This is a genomic window from Noviherbaspirillum sp. (assembly GCF_035654295.1).
GTDB lineage: Bacteria > Pseudomonadota > Gammaproteobacteria > Burkholderiales > Burkholderiaceae_D > Noviherbaspirillum.
Window position 1 is genome coordinate 1 of record NZ_DASRXF010000099.1, and the last position, 11172, is coordinate 11172.

At 64.2% G+C, this 11172-nt stretch carries 9 protein-coding genes; 5 read left to right on the forward strand and 4 right to left on the reverse strand.

Going from position 1 to position 11172, the window contains the following annotated elements:
* Window positions 1-170: 170 nt before the first annotated feature.
* On the reverse strand, window positions 171-1247 hold the full coding sequence (locus tag VFF99_RS10635; RefSeq protein ID WP_325017663.1) for a GGDEF domain-containing protein: 1077 nt from the start codon (window positions 1245-1247) through the stop codon (window positions 171-173).
* Between the two features lie 318 nt (window positions 1248-1565).
* On the opposite strand from VFF99_RS10635, the gene VFF99_RS10640 reads away from it, so the two are divergent.
* From VFF99_RS10640 to VFF99_RS10650, 3 genes are all read left to right on the forward strand, one after another.
* On the forward strand, window positions 1566-1760 hold the full coding sequence (locus VFF99_RS10640; RefSeq protein ID WP_325017665.1) for a hypothetical protein: 195 nt from the start codon (window positions 1566-1568) through the stop codon (window positions 1758-1760).
* Window positions 1761-1934: 174 nt separating this feature from the next.
* Complete coding sequence (locus VFF99_RS10645; RefSeq protein WP_325017667.1) at window positions 1935-2909, forward strand: EAL and HDOD domain-containing protein; 975 nt, start codon at window positions 1935-1937, stop codon at window positions 2907-2909.
* Entirely contained in the window at window positions 2902-5058 is a 2157-nt protein-coding gene (locus tag VFF99_RS10650) for a putative bifunctional diguanylate cyclase/phosphodiesterase (RefSeq protein ID WP_325017669.1), read from the forward strand. Before VFF99_RS10645 ends, VFF99_RS10650 begins: the two co-directional genes overlap by 8 nt.
* A gap of 218 nt (window positions 5059-5276) precedes the next feature.
* Here VFF99_RS10650 and VFF99_RS10655 read toward each other — a convergent pair whose 3' ends face one another.
* Both VFF99_RS10655 and VFF99_RS10660 read right to left on the reverse strand, forming a co-directional pair.
* Window positions 5277-5657 carry a response regulator gene (locus VFF99_RS10655; protein ID WP_325017671.1) on the reverse strand — a complete coding sequence of 127 codons (381 nt, stop codon included), beginning with the start codon at window positions 5655-5657 and terminating at the stop codon, window positions 5277-5279.
* Complete coding sequence (locus VFF99_RS10660) at window positions 5647-6753, reverse strand: alanine racemase (protein WP_325017672.1); 1107 nt, start codon at window positions 6751-6753, stop codon at window positions 5647-5649. The genes VFF99_RS10655 and VFF99_RS10660 overlap by 11 nt, the downstream gene beginning before the upstream one ends.
* Before the next feature lie 185 nt (window positions 6754-6938).
* Here VFF99_RS10660 and VFF99_RS10665 point away from each other — a divergent pair, with 185 nt between their 5' ends.
* Entirely contained in the window at window positions 6939-8168 is a 1230-nt protein-coding gene (locus VFF99_RS10665) for a nucleoside recognition domain-containing protein (RefSeq protein ID WP_325017673.1), read from the forward strand.
* A 35-nt stretch (window positions 8169-8203) separates the two neighbouring features.
* On the opposite strand, the gene VFF99_RS10670 is transcribed toward VFF99_RS10665, so the two are convergent.
* Entirely contained in the window at window positions 8204-10690 is a 2487-nt protein-coding gene (locus tag VFF99_RS10670; RefSeq protein ID WP_325017675.1) for a sensor domain-containing protein, read from the reverse strand.
* A 130-nt stretch (window positions 10691-10820) separates the two neighbouring features.
* On the opposite strand from VFF99_RS10670, the gene VFF99_RS10675 reads away from it, so the two are divergent.
* Window positions 10821-10997 carry a hypothetical protein gene (locus tag VFF99_RS10675; protein WP_325017677.1) on the forward strand — a complete coding sequence of 59 codons (177 nt, stop codon included), beginning with the start codon at window positions 10821-10823 and terminating at the stop codon, window positions 10995-10997.
* The last annotated feature ends 175 nt before the right edge of the window (window positions 10998-11172 follow it).

Genomic DNA, 11172 nt, shown 5'->3' on the forward strand with positions numbered 1-11172 from the left:
GAAATCCTCGACGCCGATGACTTCATCATCGATACGCACAATCGCAGTCATCGTCCTCTCCTTGCATGAACAAGCGTTACAGAAACCTTAGGAGGGGATGCAGGTGGGACGTTTGCGGATGCTCAAACCGGCGTCAATACGAAGGCAATCCGTGCGCCTGTTGCCGGGCTTCATGCGGGGTTGATGCAGTAGCGATTCTTTCCTGCCTTCTTTGCCCGGTACATCAGGCGGTCGGCTGTTTCCATGACGGAGGATTCGTCGTGGCAATCGTCGTCCGGAAGCACACAGATGCCGATGCTGGCGCCGATACGCAGCTCGCCCTGGCCCTGCACGCAGATGGCGGCGATGGAATCGATGATGGATTGCGCGAGACGCTCGAGTTCGTTCGGGTCGGAGGCATCCGCCACAACGATGCCGAATTCGTCGCCGCCCAGGCGTGCCACACGGTCGGCGCTGTCGACGCAATCGTGCAGGCGGTTCGCGACGTTCTTGAGCACATCGTCGCCGGTCGCATGGCCGCAGTCATCGTTGACGCCCTTGAAGCCGTCGAGGTCGAGCAGCATGACGGCGCTGCGGGTGCCGTTGCGCTCCACGTCGGCGATCAACTTGCCAAGGCACTGGAAAAAGCCCGAGCGGTTCATCAACCCGGTGAGGGAGTCGGTGCGGGAAGCGGATTCGAAACGCGCGGCACGCTGCTGCATCTCGCGCTTGGCCTGCGCGATCTGCTCGGACAGCATCAGCGTGTACCAGGGCAGGATGACGATTGACAGCACGATGCCTTCCGTGACCAGCGTGCCCGCATGCCAGTACGGAGAAAGCCAGAGCGCGGTACCGATGCTGGCGCCGCCGACCACGGCGGAGAAGCGCGCAAATCGCGGCCCGTTGCGCAGGCCGTTGCCGATCGCCATCAGCACCGGCGCCCACAGCGCGGGTGCCAGCACGTCGCCGGCCTCATACAGCGCGAAGGCGAAAACGACCTGGTCGAGCACGATGGAAATGATGCGGCGCACGCGGTAGGTCGAGATAGAAAACCCGACCACTGCGAGCCAGATCAGTGCGAAGACGAGAAAGGCGGCAATGCCGACCGGCGCATTCCTGAGATCCTTGATATGGCCGGACCACCAGGCCGCGCCGACATAGATCACGAACACCAGCGTGAGCGCGACGCGAAAGCAGGCATGCCCCATTTCGCTGCCGAGGTTGAAGGACCGCTCCTTCGATTGCGTGGCTGTAACCGGAATATCCATGCCGCCTTGTCCTATGCGGGGCTCCTCGCCGGGCGCAGGCACCGGCGAGTGGCCGCGTGTGCGCATGAGCGGGTTGTCTCCGAATTGTTATTTCCCGTTATTTCCCGTGGGAAATAATTATAAACATACCTTTGCTATGCCTATTAACTATTTGTAGAAGCTTCCTACTAGTGGTTTTCCCTTAAGTATGGCGCTACAGACTTTTTCCGTCAGGGAACAAAATCCGATATGCGCCGGTCTAGAGGATGTCGTGAGTGCGGGAAGTCCCCGTGCCATGTACCCTCCGATACCGAGTGGCTTTTGACAGGAAGAACCAACATGATGCTTGACGAGCAACACAGCGAAGAACTGCGCGCGCTGCGCAACCTGGAACGGACGGTCCGCGCGTACAGCCTGACCGCGCACATGATTCCTGCCCATCGCCGCCAGGAGATGCTGGCCGCTGCGCTGCGTGAAGTCGTCAATGCGCGCAAGTCGGCCATCCGCAAATCCAAGTGCGTTCCCATGCGCTGACCTCCCTCACCGGGGGCGCTCCCGCCCCTGGCCCGCCTGCATCTTCCCCGCCTCCTCCTTCGCTCCCCACCCCACGCGGCGCAACATTTTTTCGACAAAACATTTCCATTTGTCAACGAATAGCAGGCTTTCAGAGTAACATTACGTTCTCTTCATTTGTTGTGCTTTGCCGCGATGAGCGCCCTGCCTGCTTTTCCGCTTCTGACGGTCGACCTGCTGTCCGACCGCAATCGAAAACCGGCCGCATTGCTGCTGGGCTTTGGCGCCGGCGCGGCGGAAGACCTCCTGCCGCTGGCAGGCCATGACGATTTCCGCAGCCTCGCCTCGCGCATCCCCTGCCTCGTACCTGCCGGCCTTGCCGCACCCGCACTGCTCGATGCCGGCTGCAGCGTCGCACCTGCCGGCTCCATCGTGCGGCTGGACCGCCTTCCCGAGCAGCCGCTGCCGCCGCAGGTGAGCCGGATCGCCGGCCACTGGTACCTGGCGCCCCCGGCAAAGCCGGCCGGCAATCAGGCTGCCTCCCGCGCGCTGGCGCTGCAACTGGTGCAACTGGTGTCGGCCGATGCCGATACGCATGAGATCGAAGCCGTCCTGCGCCGCGATCCCGCACTGTCCTACCACCTCCTGCGCCTGGTGAACTCGCTCGGGATGGGCATGAGCCGCCAGGTCAGCAGTTTTTCCCAGGCCATCCTCATCCTCGGCCGCGCGCAACTGCGCCGCTGGCTCAACCTGATGCTGTTCTCGGCACGGGCCGGCGACGAACGCTCCGCGATGCTGCTGGCGCGCGTGGCCGTGCGTGCGCGGCTGATGGAACTGCTGGCCAAGTCCAACGGACTGGACAAGTCCGGCCAGGAGGCGGCTTTCATGGCGGGCATGTTCTCGCTGCTGGGCATCCTGTTCGGCATGCCGCTGGAAGAGGTCCTGCGGCCGCTGAAGATCAGCGATGCGCTGCAGGCCGCCCTGCTGCGGCGCGAAGGCGATATCGGCGGGCTGCTGGCGCTGGTCGAATCGGCAGAGTGCGGCGGGCCGGTGGCGCCGGCCCTGCAGGCCTTGTCCCTGCCCGTGGCGGAATTCAACCTGCTGCAGGTGCAAGCCCATGACTGGATGCTGGACGTCGTGCGTGAAAGCACCGGAGGAAAGAATGCCTGACCGGAATGCCATCGACCGCTGTCTCGCGCTGTGCCGCGAAGCCCGTGCGCTCGATGGCGCCGCACAGCTCCAGGCGCTGAGCGCGCTGGAAAACGAGCTGGCCGCCCTGCAGACCGTGCCGGCGACCGCGCCGCCGGAACCGGTCATCGAGATGGATGCCGCCGGCTACATCACCGGCTGGAACGACGGCGCCGAGCGCCTCTTCGGCTATACGCCGGAGGAAGCCGTCGGCCAGCATGTGCTCTTCCTGTATGCGGACGACGGCGATGACATCGCGGAACTCTTCCTCGAGGAAGGCACCTCGCTGATGGAAGTGCGCCGCCGCAAGAAATCCGGCGAGATTTTCTGGGCCAGCCTGGCGCTGTCGATGACTGCCGACGAAGCGGGCAACGCGGCCGGCATGGTCGCCCGGATGTCCGAGATCACCGAGCGCCTGTCGGATGAAGACAAGCTGCGCCTGCACGCCCGCATCATCGAGGACAGCGACCAGGGCATCCTGATCACCGATGCCGAGGAACGCATCGTCTCGGTCAATACCGCCTTCACGCGCATCACCGGCTACTCTGCCGCCGAGGCCATCGGCAAGACCCCGGACCTGCTCCGCTCCGGCAAGCACACCGCCGATTTCCGCGCGCAAGTGCGCGCCGCGATGAAAGGCGCCGGCCCCTGGCATGGCGAGATCCTGGGCAGGCGCAAGAACGGGGATATCTTTCCGCAATCGGTCACGATCAGCGTGGTGCGCAACGATAAAGGCGAAACCACGCACGCCTTCTCGATCTTTTCCGACATCAGCGTATTCAAGGAAGCCGAGGCGCGCATGCAGCGCCTGGCCAACTATGACACCCTCACCGGTCTGCCCAACCGCGCGCTGCTGAACCAGCTCGTCGGCCAGGCCCTGACCGCCGCCCGCCGCAACAAGGGACACGGTGCACTGCTGGTGATCGAACTGCGCCGCTTCGATTCCATCCACGAGACGCTGGGCCACGAAGTCGGCGATGCGCTGCTGGGCGAAGTGAGCGGACGGTTCCGCGAGGTGCTGCGCGACGAAGACGTGCTGGCGCGCATCGACGGCGACAAGTTCGCCGTGGCGCTGTTCGACATCCAGAAGCGCGAACATGCCGGCATCGTCGCCAAAAAACTCTTGTCCACGCTCGACGACCCGTTCGAAATCGAAGACCACAACCTGCGCATCGGCGGCAGCATCGGCATTTCGATCTATCCGGAGGACGGCATGGATACGGCCGCCCTGGTGCGCTACGCCGACGCCGCGCGCGGCCGGGTGCATGACGGCGAGAACGGCTATATGTTCTACAGCCCCGAGATGAACCAGCGCGCCAAGGAGCACCTGTGGTTCGAGAGCGAGCTGCGGCGTGCGCTGTCCGGCGACCAGCTGCAGCTCCACTACCAGCCCAAGGTCAGCCTGCGCAGCGGCCGCATCGTCGGCGCCGAAGCCCTGCTGCGCTGGAAGCATCCGGAGCGCGGCATGGTATCGCCGGGCATCTTCATCCCGGTGGCGGAGGAAACCGGCCTCATCCTCGAACTTGGCAGCTGGGTGCTGGAAGAAGCCTGCCGCCAGATCCGGCAATGGCAAGACGCGGGCGTGGACGTGCCGCCCGTCGCCGTCAACCTGTCGTCGCGGCAGTTCGACCGCGACCTGCCCGATCGCATCCAGGAAGTGCTGGAACGCTACCGCGTGGCGCCCGAGCGCATCAAGCTGGAGATCACCGAGACCCTGCTGGTGCGCGGGCCGGAAGCCGTCATTCCGATCATGAACGAACTCGCGGCGCGCGGACTGGCGCTGGCGCTGGACGATTTCGGCACCGGCTACTCCAGCCTCGCCTACCTGAAGAAATTCCCGATCAGCACGCTCAAGATCGACCGTGCATTCGTGATCGGTTTGCCGCACGAGGAAAACGATTGCGCCATTGCGCGCGCCATCGTCACCATGGGCCAGCAATTGCGCCAGGAAATCGTTGCCGAAGGCGTGGAGACGCCGGAACAGATGGCCTTCCTGCGCGAGCTTGGTTGCGACCAGCTGCAGGGATATCTGTTCAGCCCGCCGGTGGCCGCGGGTGAGTTTGAGCGGATGGTGCGGGAGAACAAGCGCTTGAATCTGGGGATTGGGGTGGAGCAGCGTTTGGCGGGGTGATTGGGGTTTGGTTCGAATGCTGGTGGGTTTCGCTGCGCTCTACCCACCCTACCATCCTTTATAAAGAACCGTAGGGTGGGTAGAGCGAAGCGAAACCCACCAGCATTCGAATTTCATAGAGAACCGTAGGGTGGGTAGAGCGCAGCGAAACCCACCAGCATTCGAATTTCATAGAGAACCGTAGGGTGGGTAGAGCGCAGCGAAACCCACCGCGCGTCCTATTTACCCGCACCGCCAAGAAAAGCCGACACCTGCGAGACAAACGCCTTGATGTCGAAGGGCTTGGCGATAAAGCCATTGAAGCCCGCTTCGAACAATTGCCCGGTATCGCCCGTGCGCACCAGCCCGGTCACCGCGATCATCGGGATGTCCGCGGTCGCCTCGTCAGCACGGATGTGCCGGGCCACCTCGACTCCCGTCATGTCCGGCATGCGGCCGTCGCACAGGATCAGGTCGGGCGGCGCGCGGCGCGCCGCTTCCAGTCCTTCTCCCCCGCTCGCCACGCCGGTGGCCTGGTATCCCGCCGCATTCAGCAACAGCAACATCAGGCGCAGGTTGGCGGGATCGTCCTCGATCACCAGCAGCCGCTTACCAGCCATAGGTCTTGCTCCATTTCGTCAGCCTTGCCGATCCGGCATCGAGCACGTGGTATTCGCGATAAGGTGCAACCGTCATGCACGCATGGTTGGGCAGGATGCGCAGCTGCGTCCCCACCGGAAAACGATCGAAGGGCAGATCGCCGGCGGCGCTGCGCACGAAGCCGTGTTCCTGGTGCACATCGGCGACATGCAGGCCTTCGACCGGCTGCCCGTCGATGTCGCACACGAGGCCGTAGCCGACCTGCGGATCGTATTCATTGGCGCTGATGTCCTTGGACAAGGCGAGCGCACCGGCATCCACCAGCAGGTGGCCGGCTTCGCGATGATGTCCGATCACGGTCGCCAGCACGCTCACGGCGATGTCGTCGACGCCGCACACCCCGAGCCGCGCCTGCGAGAGGTCGAAAAATACATAGACGCCGGGCCGGATCTCGGTAACGCCGTCCAGCGAAATATCGGTCAGCGCGGTGGGGGTGGAACCGATGCTCACCGTAGGGCAGGACATGCCCGCCCCTCGAATGCGTTCGGCCGCGCGCAGCGCCGCGTCGCGCTCCGCAATCGCGATCTCCCCGCGCGCCGCGGCGTCCGCTGCGTGATAGGAATGGCCTGCATGGGTGAGCACGCCTTCGAGGCGCAGGCCGGGCGCCGATGCGATCCGTTCGGCGATGTCGATCAGCTCGCTGCTCTCCGGCGCCACGCCCGCGCGGTGCCCGCCGCAGTCGATCTCGATCAGGACAGGGATAGGCGCACCGGCATGTCCCGCGATCTCATCGGCTGCGCGCACGGAATCGAGCACGACATTGATGCGCGCGCCCTGTTCGATGAAACGCGCGATGGCCGGCAGCTTGGACGGAACGATCCCTACGGCGTAAGTCATGTCGCGGAATCCGGCGTCGAAGAAATAGGCAAGTTCGGCCAGCGTCGACACCGTGATGCCGCCGGTCTGCCCGGCGGTCGCGATGCGCGCGACCTCGGCGCTCTTGGCGGTTTTCAGGTGCGGCCGCAGCGACACGCCGGCATGTGCGGCGCGCTGCGCCATCCGTTCGCAGTTTGCCTGCAGCCGACTGCGGTCGAGGATGACTGCGGGTGTAGGCAAAGCGGAAAGAAGCGTTGCAAGTGAAGTCACGATGGCAGAAAGCAAGGAAGGAATTGCTCCGGCGAACCTTTCCGCCGGTATCATGGCGATGTTAACACGAACACGCTTCACGCTTTTCCGATGATGTTTTTCCACTCCCGCCCGACGATATCGATCTTGCAGCCTTCCAGCGGGAGCGCGCCGGCATGCTGAACGGATTGTGGCTGGGCTTCTTCCTCGTTGCCGCCGTCAGCGCGTTCAGCCGCTGGCTTGCCGGAGGCGATGCGAGTGTCTTCGCGGCGATGGTCGAGAGCCTGTTCGGGATGGCGAAGCTGTCGGTCGAGGTGATGGTGCTTCTGTTCGGCACGCTGACGCTATGGCTGGGTTTCCTGCGCATCGCCGAAAAAGCGGGACTGGTGGAGCTGCTCGCGCGCCTGCTGACGCCGCTGTTCCGCCGCCTCATGCCGGACGTCCCCGCCGGCCATCCGGCGCTCGGCCTCATCACGCTCAATTTCACCGCGAACGCGCTCGGGCTGGACAATGCGGCAACGCCTATCGGCCTGAAGGCGATGCGCGCCCTGCAGGATCTCAACGACAAGCCGGACACCGCGACCAATGCGCAAATCCTGTTCCTGGTGCTGAACACGTCCTCGCTCACGATGCTGCCGGTCTCGATCTTCATGTACCGGCTGCAGCAGGGTGCGAGCGATCCGACGCTGGTCTTCCTGCCCATCCTGATCGCCACCAGCATCGGCACGCTGGTCGGCTTTCTCGCCGTGGCCGCGGTGCAGCGGCTGCGCGTCTGGGACCCGGTGGTGCTGGCGTGGGTGGCCGGCTTTTCGGTCTTGCTGGGCGGGTTCATGGCGCTGCTGGGCGGCATGTCGGCGGCGGCGCTGGCCGCCCTCTCCTCGCTGCTCGGCAACCTTGTCCTGTTCGGGCTGATCCTGCTGTTCGTCGCGGTGGGCGCGCTGCGGCGGGTACCGGTTTATGAAGCCTTCGTCGATGGCGCGAAGGAAGGCTTCGAGGTCGCGAAAAACCTGCTGCCTTACCTGGTCGCGATGCTGTGCGCCGTCGGCGTGCTGCGCGCATCGGGCGCGCTCGACGCGCTCCTGGGCGGCATCCGTTTCATCGTCGAGAGCATCGGCTGGGACACGCGCTTCGTCGATGCGCTGCCCACCGCACTGGTGAAACCCTTCTCCGGCAGCGCGGCGCGCGCGATGCTGATCGAGCTGATGAAGACCGGCGGCGTGGACAGCTTCCCGGCGCTGGTCGCCGCTACCGTGCAGGGCAGCACCGAGACCACGTTCTATGTGCTGGCGGTGTATTTCGGATCGGTCGGCATTCAGCGTGCGCGGCACGCCGTGGGCTGCGCGCTGCTGGCTGATTTCGCCGGAGTACTGGCGTCGATCTGGGTCTGCTATTGGTTTTTCGGTTAGAGGGCGTCCCGATCACACGAGCGCTTGAACATCGACTAGGCGCTCAAGCGCTGGCTCAACGACGCCCGGAGCAGAAGCTCGATATCCGCCGGCGGCAGCGGATCGCTGATGCAGGAGCCCTGGATTTCATCGCACTTGGTGGTGCGCAGGAAGGCAAGGTGTTCCTCGCTTTCCACGCCTTCGGCCACGACCGACAGGTTCAGGGTGTGCGCGAGGTTGATCACGGCTTCGGCCAGCTTCCAGGGGCTGACCTCGTCCGACTGGCTTTGCAGGAGGAAGGAACGGTCCAGCTTGAGGCAGTCCAGCGGGAAGCGCCGCAGGTAGGCCAGCGAGGAATAGCCGGTGCCGAAATCATCCACCGACAGGCGCAGGCCGAGCGCCTTCAATTCCTTGAGCAGGATGGCCGCCGTGTCCGCATCCTCCATGAGCGCCGATTCCGTCAGTTCCAGCTCCAGCTGCCCTGCCTGCAGACCGCTGCGCCCCAGGGCATGCACCACCGAGCCCAGGATCTTCTTGTTGCGCAACTGGCGCGCCGAGAGGTTGACCGAAATCTTGAACGGGATGCCGTAGCGGATGGTCCAGTGCTGCACCTGCTCCGTCGCGCGCTGCAGCACCCAGTCGGTGATGTCGTCGATCAGGCCGCTCTCCTCGGCCAGCGGAATGAAGTCGGCCGGCGAGACGGCGCCGAGCTGCGGATGGGTCCAGCGCAGCAGCGCTTCGACGCCGGTCATGCGCAGCGTCTTCAGGTCGACCCGGGGCTGGTAATAGACCACGAATTCGTTGCGGTCGAGCGCGTGGCGCAAGGCGGCGTGGCGCACCATGCGCGTGCGGGACTCGGCGCTCATGTCCGGCGTGTAGAAGCGGAAGCAGTTGCCGCCGGCCGCCTTGGCGCGGTTGAGGGCAGTGTCCGCGCTCTGCAGCAGCGCTTCGCTGCTCTCCCCGTCCTGCGGGAACATGCTGATGCCGACCGAGGCGGAAGCGCGCAATTCGTGGCCGTCGATCACCACCGACTGGTCCAGCGCCTTGCACAGCTTGTCGCCCAGCCGGATGGCCGAGCTGTCGCCGAACTTGCATTCCGCCAGCACCACGAACTCATCCCCGCCGAGACGGCCGAGCGTGTCGTCCGGCCGTACGCAGCGGCGCAGGCGCTGGGCGATTTCCTTGAGCAAGGCATCGCCCGCCGCGTGGCCGAGGGAATCGTTGACTTCCTTGAAATTGTCGAGGTCGATGAAGAACACCGCGAGCATCGCATCATGCCCGCGGTCTTCCAGGCAATGGCGCAGACGGCGCTGCAGCAGTTCGCGGTTCGGCAGTTCGGTCAGCGGGTCGCGCGTGGCGAGGTGTTCGAGCGCGGTGGCGGTGCGTACTTCATGCGTGACATCGCGGCTGACACCGCGGTAGCCGCAGAACACGCCCTCCTCGCTGAACGGCTCGCCGGAGATGCGCAGGAAGCGGACCTCGCCAGGCTGGGTGATCGACCATACCGGATAGATGAGGTCATGAAAGGGCTTGCGCGCCGCCACGCTTTCCGCACAGGCGATATAGCCGGATGCTTTCGGATCGGCGATGTGTTCCTCGAAACGTGTGCCGAGCAGTTCGGTGGCCCGCTTCCCGAGGCGCTGGTACATGCCCTCGGAAAAGAAACTGAAGCGGATGTTGGCGTCGGTTTCCCAGTACCAGTCCGACGACAGCGTCGTCAGGCTGCGGAAGCGTTCTTCCCGACGGGCGAGTTCCCTGCCCGCCTCCAGCTGGTTCGTGATGTCGCGCGCAATAGCGACCACGCCCAACTTTGCGCCGCTCTGCGGGTCGCGCACCGTGCGCGTGCTCGCGCCCAGCCAGACCCAGTGCCCGTGCTTGTGGCGGAAACGGATGTTGACCAGGCCGCGCCGTCCGTTCTCGGTCTTGGCCGGCTTCGCGCCAAGGTCGTCCGGGTGGATGTAATCGGACAGATGCGTGCCGACCAGTTCATGGGTTTCGTAACCCAGCGTGTCCTTGTGCGACGGCGACACGTACAGGTAAACATGATTGGCATCGCTGTAGGAAATCAGGTCGCACGCGTTCTCGGTCAGCAGGCGGTGCACGATTTCACTGCGCATCAGGCGCGCGCGGACCTCGTGGTTTTCCGAGACATCCACCAGCGTGCCGAGGTAGCCGGCCACGTTGCCGTCGGCCGCGAAGCGCGGCGCGCCGGTATCGGAAATCCAGCGCACGCTGCCGTCGGCGCGGCTGACCCGGTATTCGAGCTGGTATTGCCTTGCGTGCCGGCGCGCCTCCTGGATCTTCGCGATCGCGCCCGGCGCATCTTCGGGATGGATATGGGCAAACCAATCATCGATGTGCACATCCGCGGGCGAGGAAAACGCACGAGCCACTTCCGGATTCAGGTAGGTGCAGCGCCCTTCGATGTCTGCCTCCCACACGATCATGGAAACACGCTCGGCAAGACGGCGAATGGCTGCGCGCACGGCGGAGCGGTCTGCCGGACTTGGCTGTTTCTGTGACGGAAGGTAACTGGAGTCCATGACCCGTATGTTACCACTTTGACACGACTTAAATATGGTGCAATGCAGCGGAACTTAGGAAGTCGCGGCGGCGTCGTACACTGGATTGCCCGAAAGAATTTCCCCTTCTCATTACCTTCCGGGTGGAAACATGAAACATCACACTCATGAATTGCGGCGCGATGAAATTCTCGCCCTGGCCCACCAGGCGAAACTGATGATTGTCGACGGCGAAATCTGCTTCCTGAACGACATGGCGACGGAAAAGGAGCTGCTCAATTTTGCGCGGATGATCGAAGCCAAGTCCGGCGAAAACAAGCAGACCTGAACAAGCAGATCTAATATTCCGCCGTGCCGGTGACAGGCCCGAGCAGGCTGTTGTTCTGCGCCGCGCGCGAACCCTCGGCGATTTCCTCGATCTCATTGAGCTCGATGAGCGCCACGACGAACACCCCGACCACGAGTGCGGCCATGAGCAGTGCGAGTGCCAGGATTATTGTTGT

Bases quoted from the DNA above. Each gene is read 5' to 3' on its own strand.
- VFF99_RS10635 (WP_325017663.1), bottom strand. From the start codon at position 1,247: ATGGATATTCCGGTTACAGCCACGCAATCGAAGGAGCGGTCCTTCAAC.
- VFF99_RS10640 (WP_325017665.1), top strand. From the start codon at position 1,566: ATGATGCTTGACGAGCAACACAGCGAAGAACTGCGCGCGCTGCGCAAC.
- VFF99_RS10645 (WP_325017667.1), top strand. From the start codon at position 1,935: ATGAGCGCCCTGCCTGCTTTTCCGCTTCTGACGGTCGACCTGCTGTCC.
- VFF99_RS10650 (WP_325017669.1), top strand. From the start codon at position 2,902: ATGCCTGACCGGAATGCCATCGACCGCTGTCTCGCGCTGTGCCGCGAA.
- VFF99_RS10655 (WP_325017671.1), bottom strand. From the start codon at position 5,657: ATGGCTGGTAAGCGGCTGCTGGTGATCGAGGACGATCCCGCCAACCTG.
- VFF99_RS10665 (WP_325017673.1), top strand. From the start codon at position 6,939: ATGCTGAACGGATTGTGGCTGGGCTTCTTCCTCGTTGCCGCCGTCAGC.
- VFF99_RS10670 (WP_325017675.1), bottom strand. From the start codon at position 10,690: ATGGACTCCAGTTACCTTCCGTCACAGAAACAGCCAAGTCCGGCAGAC.
- VFF99_RS10675 (WP_325017677.1), top strand. From the start codon at position 10,821: ATGAAACATCACACTCATGAATTGCGGCGCGATGAAATTCTCGCCCTG.